Annotated in this window: 19 protein-coding genes and 1 pseudogene; 19 read left to right on the top strand and 1 reads right to left on the bottom strand. The window is 67.4% G+C overall.

The genetic code is table 11. The annotated features are described in order from the left end of the window. Positions 1–9 precede the first annotated feature (9 nt). The 7 genes and pseudogenes from ACAM52_RS22885 (at position 10) to ACAM52_RS22855 (ending at position 5,585) form a co-directional block, all read left to right on the top strand. The gene (locus ACAM52_RS22885; protein ID WP_369644635.1) at positions 10–1,488 is read left to right on the top strand and encodes a glutamate synthase subunit beta; all 1,479 of its coding nucleotides are present in this window, start codon (positions 10–12) and stop codon (positions 1,486–1,488) included. A gap of 66 nt (positions 1,489–1,554) precedes the next feature. Then, the gene (locus tag ACAM52_RS22880; protein WP_062471736.1) at positions 1,555–2,418 is read left to right on the top strand and encodes an ABC transporter ATP-binding protein; all 864 of its coding nucleotides are present in this window, start codon (positions 1,555–1,557) and stop codon (positions 2,416–2,418) included. Further along, the gene (mlaE, locus tag ACAM52_RS22875; RefSeq protein WP_369644634.1) at positions 2,415–3,197 is read left to right on the top strand and encodes a lipid asymmetry maintenance ABC transporter permease subunit MlaE; all 783 of its coding nucleotides are present in this window, start codon (positions 2,415–2,417) and stop codon (positions 3,195–3,197) included. The genes ACAM52_RS22880 and mlaE overlap by 4 nt, the downstream gene beginning before the upstream one ends. 37 nt (positions 3,198–3,234) lie before the next feature. Beyond that, entirely contained in the window at positions 3,235–3,723 is a 489-nt protein-coding gene (mlaD, locus tag ACAM52_RS22870) for an outer membrane lipid asymmetry maintenance protein MlaD (RefSeq protein WP_062471729.1), read from the top strand. Continuing rightward, positions 3,720–4,469: a VacJ family lipoprotein gene (locus tag ACAM52_RS22865; protein WP_369644633.1), complete on the top strand. Its 750-nt coding sequence runs from the start codon at positions 3,720–3,722 to the stop codon at positions 4,467–4,469. Before mlaD ends, ACAM52_RS22865 begins: the two co-directional genes overlap by 4 nt. A 166-nt stretch (positions 4,470–4,635) precedes the next feature. Beyond that, positions 4,636–5,297: pseudogene (locus ACAM52_RS22860) on the top strand (phospholipid-binding protein MlaC). A gap of 12 nt (positions 5,298–5,309) precedes the next feature. Continuing rightward, positions 5,310–5,585: a lipid asymmetry maintenance protein MlaB gene (locus tag ACAM52_RS22855; protein WP_062471718.1), complete on the top strand. Its 276-nt coding sequence runs from the start codon at positions 5,310–5,312 to the stop codon at positions 5,583–5,585. A 10-nt stretch (positions 5,586–5,595) separates the two neighbouring features. On the opposite strand, the gene ACAM52_RS22850 is transcribed toward ACAM52_RS22855, so the two are convergent. Then, a complete protein-coding gene (locus tag ACAM52_RS22850; protein ID WP_369644632.1) occupies positions 5,596–7,206 on the bottom strand; it encodes a serine hydrolase domain-containing protein in 1,611 nt (536 codons plus the stop codon). A gap of 152 nt (positions 7,207–7,358) precedes the next feature. On the opposite strand from ACAM52_RS22850, the gene ACAM52_RS22845 reads away from it, so the two are divergent. From ACAM52_RS22845 to hisA, 12 genes are all read left to right on the top strand, one after another. Next, positions 7,359–8,306: an ABC transporter ATP-binding protein gene (locus ACAM52_RS22845; RefSeq protein WP_070059934.1), complete on the top strand. Its 948-nt coding sequence runs from the start codon at positions 7,359–7,361 to the stop codon at positions 8,304–8,306. A gap of 5 nt (positions 8,307–8,311) precedes the next feature. After that, entirely contained in the window at positions 8,312–9,067 is a 756-nt protein-coding gene (locus ACAM52_RS22840; RefSeq protein ID WP_369647764.1) for an ABC transporter permease, read from the top strand. A 19-nt stretch (positions 9,068–9,086) separates the two neighbouring features. Further along, complete coding sequence (locus tag ACAM52_RS22835) at positions 9,087–9,329, top strand: BolA family protein (protein WP_056572757.1); 243 nt, start codon at positions 9,087–9,089, stop codon at positions 9,327–9,329. A 42-nt stretch (positions 9,330–9,371) separates the two neighbouring features. Beyond that, on the top strand, positions 9,372–10,661 hold the full coding sequence (murA, locus tag ACAM52_RS22830; protein ID WP_369644631.1) for a UDP-N-acetylglucosamine 1-carboxyvinyltransferase: 1,290 nt from the start codon (positions 9,372–9,374) through the stop codon (positions 10,659–10,661). Beyond that, positions 10,658–11,299 (top strand): ATP phosphoribosyltransferase, encoded by a 642-nt coding sequence (hisG, locus tag ACAM52_RS22825; protein ID WP_095949879.1) that lies wholly within the window; start codon positions 10,658–10,660, stop codon positions 11,297–11,299. The genes murA and hisG overlap by 4 nt, the downstream gene beginning before the upstream one ends. Before the next feature lie 11 nt (positions 11,300–11,310). Further along, entirely contained in the window at positions 11,311–12,633 is a 1,323-nt protein-coding gene (gene hisD, locus ACAM52_RS22820) for a histidinol dehydrogenase (RefSeq protein WP_369644630.1), read from the top strand. 37 nt (positions 12,634–12,670) lie between these two features. Continuing rightward, the gene (locus ACAM52_RS22815; protein WP_095949881.1) at positions 12,671–13,498 is read left to right on the top strand and encodes a hypothetical protein; all 828 of its coding nucleotides are present in this window, start codon (positions 12,671–12,673) and stop codon (positions 13,496–13,498) included. A gap of 12 nt (positions 13,499–13,510) precedes the next feature. Next, entirely contained in the window at positions 13,511–13,891 is a 381-nt protein-coding gene (locus ACAM52_RS22810) for a hypothetical protein (protein ID WP_369644629.1), read from the top strand. Beyond that, positions 13,888–14,991: a histidinol-phosphate transaminase gene (gene hisC, locus ACAM52_RS22805; protein WP_369644628.1), complete on the top strand. Its 1,104-nt coding sequence runs from the start codon at positions 13,888–13,890 to the stop codon at positions 14,989–14,991. The genes ACAM52_RS22810 and hisC overlap by 4 nt, the downstream gene beginning before the upstream one ends. Further along, positions 14,988–15,605, top strand: a complete 618-nt coding sequence (hisB, locus tag ACAM52_RS22800; protein WP_062471688.1) for an imidazoleglycerol-phosphate dehydratase HisB — start codon at positions 14,988–14,990, stop codon at positions 15,603–15,605. The genes hisC and hisB overlap by 4 nt, the downstream gene beginning before the upstream one ends. A gap of 19 nt (positions 15,606–15,624) precedes the next feature. After that, on the top strand, positions 15,625–16,284 hold the full coding sequence (gene hisH, locus ACAM52_RS22795; RefSeq protein ID WP_062471685.1) for an imidazole glycerol phosphate synthase subunit HisH: 660 nt from the start codon (positions 15,625–15,627) through the stop codon (positions 16,282–16,284). Between the two features lie 63 nt (positions 16,285–16,347). Beyond that, positions 16,348–17,091 (top strand): 1-(5-phosphoribosyl)-5-[(5-phosphoribosylamino)methylideneamino]imidazole-4-carboxamide isomerase, encoded by a 744-nt coding sequence (hisA, locus tag ACAM52_RS22790; protein WP_062471681.1) that lies wholly within the window; start codon positions 16,348–16,350, stop codon positions 17,089–17,091. Positions 17,092–17,099: the final 8 nt, after the last annotated feature.

The raw sequence follows: 17,099 nt of genomic DNA, 5'->3' as shown, positions 1-17,099 counted from the left end.
GAAAGCACGATGGGAAAGATCACCGGCTTCATGGAGCATGAGCGCATCGAAGAGGGCTACAAGCCTGTCGAAGAGCGCGTCAAGCACTACAAGGAATTCGTCGTCGGCCTGAACACCGACCAGGCCAAGGTGCAGGGCGCACGTTGCATGGACTGCGGCACGCCGTTCTGCAACAGCGGCTGCCCGGTCAACAACATCATTCCGGACTTCAACGACCTCGTGTACCGCGACGATTGGCAGAACGCCTTCGCGGTGCTCGACTCGACCAATAACTTCCCCGAGTTCACCGGCCGTATCTGCCCCGCGCCCTGCGAGGCCGCCTGCGTGCTCAACGTGAACGACGACGCGGTCGGCATCAAGTCGCTGGAACACGCGATCATCGACCGCGCCTGGGACGAGGGCTGGGTGGCGCCGCGCGTCGCCAAGCACAAGACCGGCAAGAAGGTTGCCGTGGTGGGCTCCGGCCCGGCCGGCATGGCCGCCGCGCAGCAGCTGGCGCGCGTCGGCCACGACGTCACGCTGTTCGAGAAGAACGACCGTGTCGGCGGCCTGCTGCGCTACGGCATTCCCGACTTCAAGATGGAGAAGTCGCACATCGACCGCCGCGTCGAGCAGATGAAGGCCGAGGGCGTGACCTTCCGTACCGGCGTGATGGTCGGTGCCGCGAAAGACCCGCTGGGCAAGGGCTCCAAGGTGACCAACCTCGCCAAGGAAACCGTCACGCCCGAGCAGCTGCAGAAAGACTTCGACGCCGTGGTGCTCACCGGCGGCGCCGAGCAATCGCGCGACCTGCCTGTGCCCGGCCGCGATCTCGACGGCATCCACTTCGCGATGGAGTTCCTGCCGCAGCAGAACCGCGTCAACGCAGGCGACAAGGTCAAGGGCCAGCTGCGCGCCGACGGCAAGCACGTCATCGTGATCGGCGGCGGCGACACCGGCTCCGACTGCGTGGGCACCAGCAACCGCCACGGCGCCGTGAGCGTCACCCAGTTCGAACTGATGCCCCAGCCGCCGGAAGAAGAGAACCGTCCGCTGACCTGGCCCTACTGGCCGATCAAGCTGCGCACCAGCTCCAGCCACGAAGAAGGCTGCGAGCGCGAGTTCGCCATCTCCACCAAGGAGTTCATCGGCGAGAAGGGCAAGGTCACCGGCCTGAAGACCGTGCGCGTCGAGTGGAAGGACGGCAAGATGCAGGAAGTGCCCGGCAGCGAGCAGGTCCTGAAGGCCGACCTGGTGTTGCTCGCCATGGGCTTCATCAGCCCCGTGGCCACCGTGCTCGACGCCTTCGGTGTCGAGAAGGACGCCCGCGGCAACGCGCGCGCCACGGTCGACTTCATCGGCGGCTATGCCACCAATGTGCCCAAGGTGTTCGCCGCAGGTGACATTCGCCGCGGCCAATCGCTGGTGGTGTGGGCAATTCGCGAGGGCCGTCAAGCGGCGCGTTCGGTCGACGAATTTTTGATGGGATTCAGCGACTTACCGCGCTGATTTTTGTTTCATTTGAAGCGGCGCCGTTCGCGGCCCCGTTATCATCCGCGGAAACCGCATGCCGGGATGCCTGAGAAGGCGCCCGGCTTTTTTATTGAGATGGACCCAGCCACACCCACGTCTTCCTCCTTCGTCGAATTCCGCGATGTCACGTTCGGCTACGGCGCGCGCGCGATCCTCGACGGCGTGTCGTTTTCCGTGCCGCGTGGCAAGGTGACGGCGTTGATGGGGGCATCGGGTGGCGGCAAGACCACCGTGCTGCGCCTCATCGGCGGCCAGCAGCGCGCCCAGCGCGGCGAGGTGCTGTTCGACGGCAAGGATGTCGGCCACTTCGATGTCGCGACGCTGTATGCGGCGCGGCGCCGCATGGGCATGCTGTTCCAGTTCGGCGCGCTGTTCACCGACATCAGCGTGTTCGACAACGTGGCCTTTCCGCTGCGTGAGCACACGCAGCTGTCGGAAGCGCTGGTGCGCGACATCGTGCTCATGAAGCTGGACGCCGTCGGCCTGCGCGGCGCGCGCGACCTGATGCCCAGCGAGGTGTCGGGCGGCATGGCGCGGCGCGTGGCGCTGGCCCGCGCGATCGCGCTCGACCCCGACCTCGTGATGTACGACGAGCCCTTTGCGGGGCTCGACCCGATCTCGCTCGGCACGGCCGCGCGGCTGATCCGACAGCTCAATGATGCGCTGGGCCTCACCAGCATCATCGTGTCGCACGACCTCGAGGAAACCTTCCGCATCGCGGACCACGTGATCATCCTGGCCAACGGCGGCATCGCCGCGCAGGGGCGGCCCGACGAGGTGCGCGAGAGCGCCGATCCGCTGGTGCATCAGTTCGTCAATGCGCTGCCTGACGGGCCGGTGCACTTCCACTATCCGGGCGTCAGTATCGAAGACGATTTCGGGAACCGGGAAGGGGGGCGCTCATGACCTGGTGGAAGCCCGCCGACGTCGGCTTTGCCGTGCGCAGCCAGCTGGCCGACATGGGCCATGCGGCCAAGCTGTTCCTGCGCCTGCTCGGCCCGGGCGCGCAGATCATGCGGCGCTTCGGGCTGGTGCGCGACCAGATCCATTTCCTGGGCAACTACTCGCTCGCCATCATCGGCGTGTCGGGTCTGTTCGTGGGCTTCGTGCTCGGGCTGCAGATGTACTACGCGCTGCAGCGCTACGGCTCGTCCGAGGCGCTCGGCCTGCTGGTGGCGCTGAGCCTCGTGCGCGAACTCGGTCCCGTGGTGGCGGCCCTGCTGTTCACCGGCCGGGCCGGCACCTCGCTGACGGCCGAGATCGGCCTCATGAAAGCCAACGAGCAGTTGAGCGCCATGGAAATGATGGCGGTCGATCCGGTGCAGCGCATCCTCGCGCCGCGCTTCTGGGGCGGCGTCATCACCATGCCGCTGTTGGCGGCCGTGTTCAGCGCAGTCGGCATCATGGGCGGCTATGTCGTGGGCGTGCTGATGCTGGGCGTCGACCCGGGCGCGTTCTGGGGCCAGATGCAAGGCGGAGTCGATGTCTGGCGCGACGTCGGCAACGGCGTCATCAAGAGCGTCGTGTTCGGTTTCACCGTGACCTTCGTCGCGCTGCTGCAGGGCTTTGAGGCCCAGCCGACGCCCGAGGGCGTGTCGCGCGCCACCACGCGTACCGTGGTGATGGCGTCGCTGGCGGTCTTGGGGCTCGATTTCCTGCTCACCGCCATGATGTTCAGTATCTAAAGGGCCCCTGGCTCCATCGTTCTAGAGAGTGCAAACCATGCAACGTTCCACCAACGACATCTGGGTCGGCCTGTTCGTGCTGATCGGCGGCGCCGCATTGCTGTTCCTGGCGCTGCAGTCGGCCAACCTGCTGAGCCTGAACTTCCAGAAGACCTACACGGTCACCGCGCGTTTCGACAACATCGGCGGACTCAAGCCCCAGACGGCGGTCAAGAGCGCTGGCGTAGTAGTCGGTCGTGTGGAATCCATCGCGTTCAACGACAAGGCCTTTCAGGCCGATGTGACGCTGGCGCTGCAAAACCGTTACAGTTTTCCCAAGGACAGCTCGCTCAAGATCCTGACCAGTGGCCTGCTCGGCGAGCAGTACATCGGCATCGAGGCGGGCGCCGAGGAAAAGAACCTGCAAGCCGGCGACACCATCACCGCGACCCAGTCGGCCGTGGTGCTGGAGAACCTGATCAGCCAGTTCCTGTACAGCAAGGCAGCCGAGGGGAATACGGCGCCGGGAACAGCCAACAAGAAATGACCACACGACTTTTTTCGTCGACTGCTATTAAAAGTGTAGCTAGCTCCGCCCGTTGGGCTACCGCCACCGTCGGTTTCGCCCTCGTGGCCGGATGCGCCACCGGATCCGGCGCGAGCCCGACCGACCCCCTCGAGCCGTACAACCGCGGCATGACGCGCTTCAACGACACCGTCGACGAGGCCGTGCTGGAACCCGTGGCCACCGCCTACCAGAACGTGGTGCCCTCGCTGGTGCGCCAGGGCGTGACCAACTTCTTCAGCAACCTCGGTGACATCTGGAGCCTGGCTAACAACGTGGCCCAGCTTAAGCTGCAGAACAGCGCCGAGACCTTCATGCGGCTGAACGTCAACACCTTCTTCGGCCTGGGCGGCCTGCTCGACGTCGCTTCCGAGGCGCGCCTGCCGCGCCACGAGGAAGACTTCGGCCAGACGCTGGGCTACTGGGGCGTGGGCGCCGGCCCGTACGTCGTGCTGCCGTTGCTCGGCCCCTCCACGCTGCGCGACACGATTGCCCGGCCGCTCGACATGTACGGCGACGCGCAGGGCCATATCCACGACATCGCCTGGCGCAATTCGCTGGCGGGCCTGCGTGTCGTGGACACCCGCTCGCGCTACCTGGGCGCCACCCGCCTGCTCGACGAAGCCGCGCTCGACAAGTACTCGTTCACGCGCGATGCGTTCCTGCAGCGCCGCCGCAACCAGGTCTACGACGGCAACCCGCCGGACGACGACAACGCCGGCAAGTGACGGCAAAAGAGGGCGGACGGGGTGGTCCTGCTTGCATCCGGTTGCAAGGCTTCACCTCCGCTTCAGGAACCCGGTCGGCCTGGCGCCTGTCGAAACCGTTCCTGTCTCAGCACGGAGCCATTGGCTGCACCGTGCAGGGAAGACAATTCAACCTGAGGGACTCACCATGAACAACAAGATCTTGCTGCAACGACGCGACATGGGCCGCCTGGCATTGGCCGGCGCGCTGCTGTTCGGCGCCGCCACCGCTTTTGTGCACCAGAGCGCATTCGCGGCCGACGAAGCCCCCGACGCGCTCGTCAAGCGCCTGTCGACCGACGTGCTCGAGACCATCAAGGCCGACTCGTCGATCAAGGCCGGTGACATCAACAAGATCATGCTGCTGGTCGACAGCAAGATCATGCCCAACGTCAACTTCCAGCGCATGACCGCCTCGGCCGTCGCCCGGCCTGGCGCCAGGCCACGCCCGAGCAGCAAAAGCGCCTGCAGGACGAGTTCAAGACCCTGCTCGTGCGCACCTACGCCGGCGCGCTCGACCAGGTGAGTGACCAGACCGTCACCATCCGCCCGTTCCGCGGCGCGCCCACCGACACCGACGTGCTCGTGCGCACCGAGGTGAAGGGCCGCGGCGATCCGGTGCAACTGGACTACCGCCTCGAAAAGACGCCGGGGCAGGGCGCCGGCTGGAAGGTCTACAACCTGAATGTGCTGGGCGTGTGGCTGGTCGACACCTACCGCACCCAGTTCGCGCAGGAAATCAACAAGAGCGGTATCGATGGCCTGATTGCCGCGCTGGCCGCGCGCAACAAGGGCAACGGCAAGGGCTGACGGGCGCACGCCATGCTGGTCCTTCCCTCCAGGCTCACCCACGACGAGGCTCCTGCCTGCATGCGCATGCTGCAGCAGGGGCTCAAGGGCCAGACCGATTCGTCGTCCACCGTGGTCGACGCCACGGCACTGGCCCAGTTCGATTCCTCCGCGCTGGCGGTGCTGCTCGAGTGCCGGCGCGAATCCAGCGCGCTGGGCCGGGGGTTCTCAGTCAAGGGCCTGTCGCCGCGCCTGCGCGAGCTGGCCGCGCTGTACGGCATCGCGGGCCTTCTGCCCGCTGCACCCTGACCCCCACACCCTAGCGCGTGCGTGGCACTGCTGCGGTCAGCAGCGCGAGTGCCTTGTTCAGGGTCGAGGTCGCGAATCGTTCTCCCTTGGAGTGGCCGATGCGCACGACGACGAGATCGTGCGACGGAATCACGAGCACGAACTGGCCCCCTGCGCCGAGCATGTAGTAGGCCGTCGTCGGCGCCGCCAGTGCCCCCGTTCCATTGATCCAGAAGAATCCCCCGTAGATGGGGCGCTGGTCTGCGGCCCAGGCTGGTGCGGCTGTGCTAACGAAGTTGACGAACCCCTCGGGAAGAATGCGCTCCCCGTTCCACACCCCGTCCTGCAGGTAGAGGTTGGCCAGCCGGGCCCAATCGCGGGCCGACATGAAGTCGTAGCCTTGCGTGAGGAAGTTGCCGTAGGGATCGGTCTCGATCACCATGGAGCGGATGCCGATCTTGTCGAAGATGGCGCGCTGCGGGAACGAGAGGTACTCTTCGCCGCGCTTCTCGACTCCAAGGCGGACCAGGTAGTTGGCAAGCACCGGATCGGTGTTGCGGTAGCGGCCCACCGTGTTGGGCGGCCATTGCTGCGGTCGGGTCGCGGCATAGTTGAATGCGTTGATCCGGCCCGTGTAGTAGTAGATGTGATCGGGGTAGGTGCCGTTGGGGTCGAAGTCCGGATCGTCAGGGGCCTTGATGCGCAGCCCGCTGGACATGCGCAGGATGTCGGCAATGCGGATCTGCTGGCGGCTATCGCCGGCACCTTGCCATTCGGGAATCGGTGCGGGCTGGTCGAGCTTGTACACGCCCTGCTTGATCAGCACGCCCATCATCGTGGCCACGACGCTCTTGCCCATCGACCATGATTCGAGTGGCGTTGTCGCGCTGATGCCGCTCATGTAGCGCTCGCCGATGAGCCGCCCCTTGTGCGTGACCACGAAGGCCGCGGTGTAGGCCTCCGTCGTTTCGAAGGCGGCGCTGAGGGCCTGGTTCACCTTGGTCATGTCGACGTCGGCGGGCGGCGGGTCGTTCGGCAGCACATCCCCCATGGGCCAGGGCACGGTCGTGGGGTCGGCCAGCGCGCTCTTGACATTGACGGGTGTGAAGAAAACGTCGTCCTTGCCGGGCGGCAGCGTGATGCAACCCTGCGATCCGAAGTGGCGGGCCACCAGCGTCGGACCGCCGTTGGGCATCGTGATGCGGACCTCCTTCTTGGTGCGGTCGACCACCGGCGCACCCACCTTCTTGCGCTGCTCGTACGGCCCCGTGAAGTACCCGATGGTTTCGGCGGCGACTGCAGGATCGAGTCCGGTGATGAAGACCGCCGAGCACATGGCCTTGGCATAGCCGGACGTGTTGTGCTCCAGCACATCGCCGGGTGGTGGCACGTAGGGCGTGTCCAGCTCCAGGCACTTGGCGCGCGCAATGAGTGCATCGCGGGCTGGCAGCTGGGCCGAACCGGCAGATGAAGCGCAAGGTTGGGCGGTGCCGCCCCCTGCGCCAGCGCCTGCGCCGCCGCCGACAAGGGCGATGCCGCCACCTCCGCCGCCACCACCACCTCCGCCCCCGCAAGCGGTCAGCACCATCGCCAGGAGCAGGGCGGCAACGGTTGGGAGGGGGCTGCGGGTCAAACACTTCATTGGCGTTCCTCGCGATGGGCGGTTGCGGTGCGCAGAATCGGCACCGGCGGGATTGTGGGTGAACTTCGGGCCGATGCCTAGCGCGGCCGGCTCCCCGCGTTCACCCCTGAGCAGCGCCGAAAAACCCATCGCCCGTAAAATCGCGGGCTCCCATGCCCGCGATCTCATTCCAGTCGGTCTCCAAGACCTACCCTCCCTCCCGTCAGCAACGCGCCCAAGGCAAGCAGGGGCTGCGTGCGGTCGACGAGGTTTCCTTCCAGATCGAGCCGGGCGAGTTCTTCGGCCTGCTCGGCCCCAACGGCGCGGGCAAGACCACCCTCATCAGCATGCTGGCGGGCCTGTCGCGACCCACGGCGGGCGCGATCAGCGTGCACGGTTTCGACGTGCAGCGCGACTACGCCGAAGCCCGGCGACAGCTCGGCATCGTGCCGCAGGAGCTGGTGTTCGACCCCTTCTTCAACGTGCGCGAGTCGCTGCGCATCCAGTCGGGCTACTTCGGCATCAAGAACAACGAAGCCTGGATCGACGAGCTGCTGCAGAGCCTGGGCCTGGCCGACAAGGCCACGGCCAACATGCGCCAGCTCTCGGGCGGCATGAAGCGCCGCGTGCTGGTGGCACAGGCGCTGGTGCACAAGCCGCCGGTCATCGTGCTCGACGAGCCCACGGCCGGCGTCGACGTCGAGCTGCGCCAGACGCTCTGGCAGTTCGTGGCCAAGCTCAACAAGCAGGGCAGCACCGTGCTGCTGACCACCCATTACCTCGAAGAGGCCGAGGCGCTGTGCAGCCGCATCGCGATGCTCAAGCTTGGCAAGGTGATCGCCCTGGACCGCACCAGCGAGCTGCTGAAGTCGGCCGCAAGCAACGTGCTGCGCTTCAAGACCGATGCCATGCTGCCCTGGGCCATCGCCCAGCACGCGCGCATCACCGGGCGCATCGTGCAGCTGCCGGCGCAGAACGCGCATGAAGTCGAACAACTGCTGGCCGCGATCCGCGAAGCCGGCGTCGCGGTGGAAGACGTGGAAATGCGCAAGGCCGACCTGGAAGACGTGTTCATCGACCTGATGGCGGGCGAGCAGACGCCGCTGGAGGTGTCGCGATGATGGCCGTGACCGGTTGGCGAGCGCTGCTCTACAAGGAAACGCTGCGCTTCTGGAAGGTCGGCTTCCAGACCGTCGGCGCGCCGGTGCTCACCGCGCTGCTGTACCTCATGGTGTTCGGCCATGTGCTCGAAGGCCGCGTGACGGTCTACGGCTCCGTGGGCTACACCGCCTTCCTGATTCCCGGCCTCGTGATGATGAGCGTGCTGCAGAACGCGTTCGCGAACAGCTCGTCCTCGATCATCCAGAGCAAGATCATGGGCAACCTCGTGTTCGTGCTGCTTACGCCGCTGTCGCACTGGGGCTGGTTCTTCGCCTACGTGGGCTCCTCGGTGATCCGCGGGCTGGCGGTGGGCCTGGGCGTGTTCGCCGTGACCGTCTTCTTCGCCGTGCCGAGCTTCGTGGCGCCGGTGTGGATCCTGGTGTTCGCGCTGCTGGGCTCGGCCATGCTGGGCACGCTGGGCCTCATCGCCGGGCTCTGGGCCGAGAAGTTCGACCAGATGGCCGTGTTCCAGAACTTCCTGATCATGCCCATGACTTTCCTGTCGGGCGTGTTCTATTCGATCGGCTCGCTGCCGCCGTTCTGGCAGAGCGTGAGCCACCTGAACCCCTTCTTCTACATGATCGACGGCTTCCGCTACGGCTTCTTCGGGGTGAGCGATGCCTCGCCCTGGCTGAGCTTCGGCATCGTCGGTTCCGCGTGGCTGGTGGTGAGCGCGATTGCCGTCCACCTGCTGCGCATCGGCTACAAAATCCGCGGCTAATCCCGCCTTCCAAGACCCCATGACCGCTGACGAACTCCAGACCATCATCGCTGCCCATCTCCCGTGCGAGCACATCACGCTCGAGGGCGACGGCCGACATTGGTACGCGACCATCGTCTCGGCCGAATTCGAGGGCAAGCGCGCCATCCAGCGCCACCAGCGGGTCTACGCCACCCTCGGTGCGAAAATGCACACTGACGAGGTGCATGCGCTCTCGATGAAGACCTACACGCCGGCTGAATGGGCGGCAGTGGACAAATGACTTTCCGGCCCCTGCGGGCCTCCTGATTTCGCTGGATCCTTCATGGACAAACTTCTGATTCGCGGCGGGCGTGAGCTTCGCGGCGAAGTGCTCATTTCCGGCGCCAAGAACGCCGCGCTGCCCGAGCTGTGCGCAGCGCTGCTGACCGACCAGCCCGTGGTGCTGCACAACGTGCCGCGCCTGCAGGACGTGTCGACCATGCTCAAGCTGGTGCGCAACATGGGCGTGACCGCCGAGGCCGACGACAACGGCACCGTGCGCCTGAACGCCGGCGAGCTCGGCAACCCCGAGGCTCCCTACGAACTGGTGAAGACCATGCGCGCCTCGGTGCTGGCGCTGGGCCCGCTGCTGGCGCGCTTCGGCCACGCCAAGGTGTCGCTGCCGGGCGGCTGCGCCATCGGCTCGCGGCCGGTCGACCAGCACATCAAGGGCCTGCAGGCGATGGGCGCCGAAATCGTGGTCGAGCACGGTTACATGGTCGCGCGCCTGCCCGAGGGCCGCACGCGGCTGAAGGGCGCGCGCATCCTGACCGACATGGTTACCGTCACCGGCACCGAGAACTTCCTCATGGCCGCCGCGCTGGCCGAGGGCGAGACGCTGCTCGAGAACGCAGCGCAGGAGCCCGAGATCGTCGACCTGGCCGAGATGCTGATCCGCATGGGCGCGAAGATCGAAGGCCACGGCACCAGCCACATCCGCATCCAGGGCGTCGAGACGCTGCACGGCTGCGAGCACGCCGTGGTGGCCGACCGCATCGAGGCCGGCACCTTCCTGTGCGCCGTGGCGGCCACCGGCGGCGAGGCCTTCCTGCGCCACGCGCGCGGCGACCACCTCGACGCCGTGATCGACAAGCTGCGCGACGCCGGCTGCACCGTCGTGACCGAGCCCGACGGCATCCGCATCGGCTCGCAGGGCCCCGCGTACGACCACCTGAAGGCCCAGAGCTTCAGCACCACCGAATACCCCGGCTTCCCGACCGACATGCAGGCCCAGTTCATGGCCCTGAACGTGATCGCGCGCGGTGCCTCGATGGTCACCGAGACCATCTTCGAGAACCGCTTCATGCACGTGAACGAGATGGTGCGCCTGGGCGCGCGCATCCACGTCGAGGGCAAGGTCGCGATGGTCGAGGGCGTGCAACAGCTCTCGGGCGCCACCGTGATGGCCACCGACCTGCGCGCTTCCGCCAGCCTCGTCATCGCCGGCCTCGTGGCCGAGGGCGAGACGCTGGTCGACCGCATCTATCACCTCGACCGGGGTTACGACCGCATGGAATCGAAACTGCGCGGCCTCGGTGCCGACATTGAACGCGTGACGGGAGCCGCCGCATGATCACCCTGGCTCTTTCCAAAGGCCGCATCTTCGAAGAGACGATGCCCCTGCTGGCCGCCGCCGGCATCGAGGTCACCGAAGACCCCGAGAAATCGCGCAAGCTGATTCTTGAAACCACCCGCCCCGACGTGCGCGTGGTGCTGGTGCGTGCCTCCGACGTGCCCACCTACGTGCAGTACGGCGGCGCCGACCTGGGCGTGACCGGCCTGGACGTGCTGCTCGAGCACGGCAACCAGGGCCTGTACCAGCCGCTGGACCTGCGCATCGCGGCCTGCCGCCTCAGCGTGGCCGTGCGCGCCGACTACGACTACGCCTCGGCCGTGAAGCAGGGCTCGCGCCTGCGCGTGGCCACCAAGTACGTAGGCCTGGCGCGCGACTTCTTCGCCAGCAAGGGCGTGCACGTCGACCTGATCAAGCTCTACGGCAGCATGGAGCTGGCGCCGCTCACGGGCCTGGCCGACGCCATCGTCGACCTGGTCTCTACCGGCAACACGCTCAAGGCCAACCACCTCGTCGAGGTGGAGCGCATCATGGACATCAGCGCCCGGCTGGTCGTCAACCAGGCCGCGCTCAAGCTCAAGCGCGAACCCATCCGCCGCATCATCGACGCCTTTGCGTCCGCCATTCCCTCCGCCTGAACCTCACGCACATGACTCTGCAAGCAGCCCCCGCCCGACTGTCCACGAACTCAGCCAGCTTCGACGCTGAATTCAAGGCGCGGCTGCATTGGTCCGCGGACGCGGACGCCGCCATCGAGAAGGTGGTGGCCGACATCCTCGCCGACGTGCAAAAGCGCGGCGACGAGGCGGTGCTGGAGTACACGAACCGCTTCGACAAGCTCGACGTCAAGACGCTGCCCGAGCTCGAACTCACGCAGGCCGAACTGAAGGCCGCGTTCGAGGGCCTCCCCGCCGCGCAGCGCGACGCGCTCGAAGCCGCCGCGCGCCGCGTGCGCAGCTACCACGAGGCGCAGAAGAAGGCCTCCGGCGAAAGCTGGAGCTACCGCGACGCCGACGGCACGCTGCTCGGCCAGAAGGTCACGCCGCTGGACCGCGTCGGCATCTACGTGCCGGGCGGCAAGGCCGCGTACCCGTCGAGCGTGCTGATGAACGCCATTCCCGCGCACGTCGCGGGTGTGGGCGAAATCATCATGGTCGTGCCCACGCCGAAGGGCGAGAAGAACCAGCTCGTGCTCGCCGCCGCCTACGTGGCCGGCGTGACGCGCGGCTTCACCGTCGGCGGTGCGCAGGCCGTGGCCGCGCTGGCCTACGGCACGGCCACCATCCCGGCCTGCGACAAGATCACCGGCCCCGGCAACGCCTACGTGGCCGCCGCCAAGCGCCGCGTGTTCGGCACCGTGGGCATCGACATGATCGCGGGCCCGAGCGAAATCCTGGTGCTGGCCGACGGCTCCACGCCGCCCGACTGGGTGGCCATGGACCTGTTCAGCCAGGCCGAGCACGACGAGCTGGCCCAGAGCCTCCTGCTGTGCCCCGACGCCGCCTACATCGACCGCGTGCAGGCCGAGATCGACCGCCTGCTGCCGACCATGCCGCGCGCCGAGATCATCGCCGCCTCCCTCAACGGCCGCGGCGCGCTGATCCAAACGAAGAGCATGGAAGAGGCCTGCGAGATCAGCAACCGCATCGCGCCCGAACACCTCGAGGTGAGCAGCAGCGAACCGCACCGCTGGGAGCCGCTGCTGCGCCACGCCGGCGCGATCTTCCTGGGCAACTTCACCAGCGAGAGCCTGGGCGACTACTGCGCCGGCCCGAACCACGTGCTGCCCACGAGCGGCACGGCGCGCTTCTCGAGCCCGCTGGGCGTCTACGACTTCCAGAAGCGCTCCAGCCTCATCGAGGTGAGCGAGGCCGGCGCGCAGGTGCTGGGCCCGATCGCGGTCACGCTGGCCGAAGGCGAGGGCCTGCAGGCGCACGCCGAAGCCGCGCGCATGCGCCTGCGTAAGATCTGAGGCTCCAACAACCCCGCTTCAGGGAGGAGCACGCCAGATGATTCAACGCCTCTATCGTTCGCGATTTTTCCGCTTCGCCACCGGCCTCGTTGCCGGTGCCGCCTTGCTGGCCGCCTGCACCCAGATGCCGCAGAACCGCGCCGAGACGACGGCGATGGCGGCCACGTCCAGTGCTGCAAAGCCCGCACCGGCGCCGGCCCAGCTCGGCACGCAATGGGGCGAAGGCATCGAGTCGAAGACCCGCACGGTGGCTGCCAAGCGCCTGTCCGACCAGCCCGACGACGTGGCCTCGATCGGCTACAACGACGCGGCCAGCGTGCGCCGCGACGCGGGCAGCAACCCCGAGCGCCGGCTGAACCTGCAGCTGGCCCAGGGCGACATCGAATGGTCGGTGCTCGACGAGAACGACCGCCCGCTGCCGTTGCAGCGCGCGCGCCGCAGCGGCAATGACATGTTCCGCCTCGCCGGCGTCGAAGGCGCGCGCTACACGCTGCGCTTTCGCAACCTCAGCGACCGCAGCTACGAGGTGATCGCCACCGTCGACGGCCTGGACGTGCTCAACGGCAAGCCCGGCAGCCTGCGCAATGGCGGCTACGTGCTGCGCCCGCAGCAGACGCTCAACATCGAGGGCTTCCGCAAGAGCCAGAGCGAAGTGGCCGCCTTCCGTTTCGCCACGCCGGGCCGTGCCTACGCCGCGAACACCGAGGCCGGCGACGTGCGCAACATCGGCGTGATCGGCGCCGCGCTGTTCGAGCTCGAAGAGCCGAACGCCCCGCGCCGCACCCGCCGCGACGCCTCGCCGTCGCAGCCCAGCGCTTTCCCGGCCGACGGCGCGTACGCGCCGCCGCCGCGCTACCGCAAGTAAGCCGGCGAGGCCATGCAACGCGCCGCCGTCCTGCTGTTGCCGCGCCTGCCGGCGCTGCTGCTCGCCCTGACGGCCGGTGCGATCGGCGCCGGCGCGCAGGCCATGAGCATCCGCGAACTGCGCACGCTCGAAGCCAACGAGAAGGACGGCAAGGCCTACGCCAGCTACTACCTCGTCGGCGTGCTCGAAGGCCTGCGCGAGGGCGTCGAGTCGTCGCAGCGCAACGGCCAGGTGCCGCCGTTCTGCATCGAGGGCCGCCGCCTCGAACCCTCGATGGCCCGCTCGCTCTACCAGACCGAGCTGAGCCGCAACGCCGACAGCTACGAAGCCGACATGCCCGTGCAACTGGTCATGGCCGGCGCCCTCCGCAACAGCTACCGCTGCACCCGATGACCGTTTCCGATTCTTCCGCCTCCGACAACCGCCTGCCGCTCGAGCGCATCCGCGCCGACGTGCGCGCCATGCACGCCTACGCGGTGCAGGACGCGCGCGGCTTCCTCAAGCTCGACGCGATGGAGAACCCCTACGGCCTGCCGCCCGCGCTGCAGGCCGAACTGGGCGCGCGCCTGGGCGCGCTGGCGCTCAACCGCTACCCCGGCGACCGCGGCGCCGACCTGCAGCGCGCGCTGGCCGCCCATGCGGGCCTGCCCGAAGGCTTCGGGCTGATGCTGGGCAACGGCTCGGACGAACTGATCTCGCTGCTCGGCATCGCCTGCGACCAGCCCGGCGCCGCCGTGCTGGCGCCCGTGCCCGGCTTCGTCATGTACGCGATGAGCGCCCAGCTGCAAGGCCTGCGCTTCGTCGGCGTGCCGCTCACGGCCGATTTCGAACTCGACGAGGCCGCCATGCTGGCCGCCATCGCGCGCGAGAAGCCGGCCATCGTCTACCTCGCCTACCCGAACAACCCGACCGCCAACCTCTGGGACGACGCCGTCATCGAGAAGATCGTGCAGGCCCAGGGCGCGCAGGGCGGCCTGGTGGTGATCGACGAGGCCTACCAGCCCTTTGCCGCCCGCAGCTACATCGACCGGCTCGCCAAGCACCGCCACGTGCTGCTGATGCGCACCCTGAGCAAGTTCGGCCTGGCCGGCATCCGCCTGGGCTACCTCATGGGCCCGGCCGCGCTGGTCGCCGAGATCGACAAGGTGCGCCCGCCCTACAACATCAGCGTGCTCAACTGCGAGGCAGCGCTGTTCGCGCTGGAGCACGCGGCCGTGTTCGAGGCCCAGGCGCGCCAGATCCGCGAAGGGCGCGACCAGCTCATGGCCGCGCTGGCCCGGCTGCCGGGCGTGAAGACCTGGCCCAGCGATGCCAACATGATCCTGCTGCGCGTGCCCGATGCCACCCGTACCTTCGAGGGCATGAAGGCCCGCGGGGTGCTGGTGAAGAACGTTTCTAAAATGCATGAACTGCTCGCCAACTGCCTGCGCCTCACCGTCGGAACGGCCGACGAGAACGCGCAGATGCTGGCGGCGCTCGAAGCCTCACTATGACCACCCCCACGACCCCGGGCAGCACCGATCGCATCGCGACGGTCACCCGCCACACCGCCGAGACGAAGATCACGGTCAGCGTCAACCTCGACGGCACCGGCAAGGCCAAGCTCTCCACGGGCATCGGCTTTTTCGATCACATGCTCGACCAGATCGCCCGCCACGGGCTGATCGACCTGGACATCGACTGCGAGGGCGACCTGCACATCGACGGCCACCACACGGTGGAAGACGTGGGCATCACGCTCGGCCAGGCCGTGGCCAAGGCCATCGGCGACAAGAAGGGCATCCGCCGCTACGGCCATGCCTACGTGCCGCTGGACGAGGCACTGAGCCGCGTCGTCATCGACTTCTCGGGCCGCCCGGGCCTCGTGATGCACGTGCCCTTCACCAGCGGCATGATCGGCACCTTCGACAGCCAGCTCACCTACGAGTTCTTCCAGGGCTTCGTGAACCACGCTTTCGTCACGCTGCACATCGACAACCTGAAGGGCGTGAACGCGCACCACCAGTGCGAAACGGTGTTCAAGGCCTTCGCGCGCGCCATGCGCGGCGCGCTGGAACTCGATCCGCGCTCCGTCGGCGTCATTCCCTCGACCAAAGGTTCGCTCTGAAACTCCCCGGCGAACAGCTATGAAATCTGTAGCAAAAAACTCCGTCGCGGTCGTCGACTACGGCATGGGCAACCTGCACTCCGTGTCGCAGGCCGTGCGCCATGCGGCCGACCAGGTGGGCGTGGAGGTGTTCGTCACCTCCGACCCGGACGTGGTGCGCCAGGCCACCCGCGTGGTGCTGCCGGGGCAGGGCGCCATGCCCGACTGCATGCGCGAGCTGCGCGACTCGGGCCTGCTCGAATCGGTGCTCGAAGCCGCGGCCAGCAAGCCGCTCTTCGGTGTGTGCGTGGGCATGCAGATGCTGCTGTCGCGCAGCGACGAAGGCCCGACCGACGGCCTTGGGCTCATTCCCGGCGAGGTCGTCAAGTTCGACCTGGCCGGTCGCCTGCAGCCCGACGGCAGCCGTTTCAAGGTGCCGCAGATGGGCTGGAACCAGGTGCGCCAGGCCCAGCCGCACGCGGTGTGGGCAGGCATTCCCGACCAGAGCTACTTCTATTTCGTGCACAGCTTCTACGCGTGTCCGGCGGATGCCCGGCACAGCGTGGGCGAGGCCGATTACGGGGCATGCTTTACCGCGGCCATCGCACGCGATAACATTTTTGCAACCCAGTTCCACCCGGAGAAGAGTGCGGACCATGGGCTGCAGCTGTATCGCAACTTCCTCCACTGGAATCCCTGACCTTATATTCCCGCCCGGGCCGCACCGTCCGCAGCCCGGCTTTCGCACACTCGCGTCACTTCCATGCTCCTCATTCCCGCCATTGATCTCAAAGACGGCCACTGCGTTCGCCTCAAGCAGGGCGACATGGACCAGTCCACCATCTTCAGCGAAGACCCCGCCGCCATGGCCCGCAAATGGGTCGAGGCCGGCGCCCGTCGGCTGCACCTGGTCGATCTGAATGGCGCCTTCGCCGGCAAGCCGCAGAACCACGCGGCGATCAAGGCGATCCTGAAGGAAGTCGGTGACGACATCCCGGTGCAGCTCGGCGGCGGCATCCGCGACCTCGACACCATCGAGCGCTATATCGACGACGGCCTGCGCTACGTGATCATCGGCACCGCCGCGGTCAAGAACCCCGGCTTCCTGAAGGACGCCTGCAGCGCCTTCGGCGGCCACATCATCGTGGGCCTGGACGCCAAGGACGGCAAGGTCGCCACCGACGGCTGGAGCAAGCTCACGGGCCACGAGGTGGCCGACCTGGGCAAGAAGTTCGAGGACTACGGCGTCGAGTCGATCATCTACACCGACATCGGCCGCGACGGCATGCTCTCGGGCATCAACATCGACGCCACCGTCAAGCTCGCGCAGGCGCTGACCATTCCGGTGATCGCCTCGGGCGGCCTGTCGAACATGGCCGACATCGACCAGCTCTGCGCGGTCGAGTCCGAAGGCGTCGAGGGCGTGATCTGCGGCCGCGCCATCTACTCGGGCGACCTCGACTTCGCCGCTGCCCAGGCGCGCGCGGACGAGCTGGCCGGCGCCTGACGCCTTTC

Origin of the sequence: Variovorax sp. V118, from assembly GCF_041154445.1 — a bacterium.
GTDB classification, from domain to species: Bacteria; Pseudomonadota; Gammaproteobacteria; order Burkholderiales; family Burkholderiaceae_C; genus Variovorax; species Variovorax boronicumulans.
The sequence above is the reverse complement of the archived record's forward strand: the minus strand, read 5'-3'. Positions and strand labels throughout refer to the sequence as shown.

Excerpts from the sequence above, each read along its gene's own strand:
- murA (WP_369644631.1), top strand. The coding sequence starts at position 9,372 with ATGGACAAACTTCTGATTCGCGGCGGGCGTGAGCTTCGCGGCGAAGTG.
- ACAM52_RS22850 (WP_369644632.1), bottom strand. The coding sequence starts at position 7,206 with ATGAAGTGTTTGACCCGCAGCCCCCTCCCAACCGTTGCCGCCCTGCTC.
- ACAM52_RS22845 (WP_070059934.1), top strand. The coding sequence starts at position 7,359 with ATGCCCGCGATCTCATTCCAGTCGGTCTCCAAGACCTACCCTCCCTCC.
- ACAM52_RS22880 (WP_062471736.1), top strand. The coding sequence starts at position 1,555 with ATGCCTGAGAAGGCGCCCGGCTTTTTTATTGAGATGGACCCAGCCACA.
- mlaD (WP_062471729.1), top strand. The coding sequence starts at position 3,235 with ATGCAACGTTCCACCAACGACATCTGGGTCGGCCTGTTCGTGCTGATC.
- ACAM52_RS22815 (WP_095949881.1), top strand. The coding sequence starts at position 12,671 with ATGATTCAACGCCTCTATCGTTCGCGATTTTTCCGCTTCGCCACCGGC.
- hisC (WP_369644628.1), top strand. The coding sequence starts at position 13,888 with ATGACCGTTTCCGATTCTTCCGCCTCCGACAACCGCCTGCCGCTCGAG.
- hisH (WP_062471685.1), top strand. The coding sequence starts at position 15,625 with ATGAAATCTGTAGCAAAAAACTCCGTCGCGGTCGTCGACTACGGCATG.
- ACAM52_RS22855 (WP_062471718.1), top strand. The coding sequence starts at position 5,310 with ATGCTGGTCCTTCCCTCCAGGCTCACCCACGACGAGGCTCCTGCCTGC.
- hisA (WP_062471681.1), top strand. The coding sequence starts at position 16,348 with ATGCTCCTCATTCCCGCCATTGATCTCAAAGACGGCCACTGCGTTCGC.
- hisD (WP_369644630.1), top strand. The coding sequence starts at position 11,311 with ATGACTCTGCAAGCAGCCCCCGCCCGACTGTCCACGAACTCAGCCAGC.
- ACAM52_RS22885 (WP_369644635.1), top strand. The coding sequence starts at position 10 with ATGGGAAAGATCACCGGCTTCATGGAGCATGAGCGCATCGAAGAGGGC.
- ACAM52_RS22865 (WP_369644633.1), top strand. The coding sequence starts at position 3,720 with ATGACCACACGACTTTTTTCGTCGACTGCTATTAAAAGTGTAGCTAGC.
- hisB (WP_062471688.1), top strand. The coding sequence starts at position 14,988 with ATGACCACCCCCACGACCCCGGGCAGCACCGATCGCATCGCGACGGTC.
- mlaE (WP_369644634.1), top strand. The coding sequence starts at position 2,415 with ATGACCTGGTGGAAGCCCGCCGACGTCGGCTTTGCCGTGCGCAGCCAG.
- hisG (WP_095949879.1), top strand. The coding sequence starts at position 10,658 with ATGATCACCCTGGCTCTTTCCAAAGGCCGCATCTTCGAAGAGACGATG.
- ACAM52_RS22810 (WP_369644629.1), top strand. The coding sequence starts at position 13,511 with ATGCAACGCGCCGCCGTCCTGCTGTTGCCGCGCCTGCCGGCGCTGCTG.
- ACAM52_RS22835 (WP_056572757.1), top strand. The coding sequence starts at position 9,087 with ATGACCGCTGACGAACTCCAGACCATCATCGCTGCCCATCTCCCGTGC.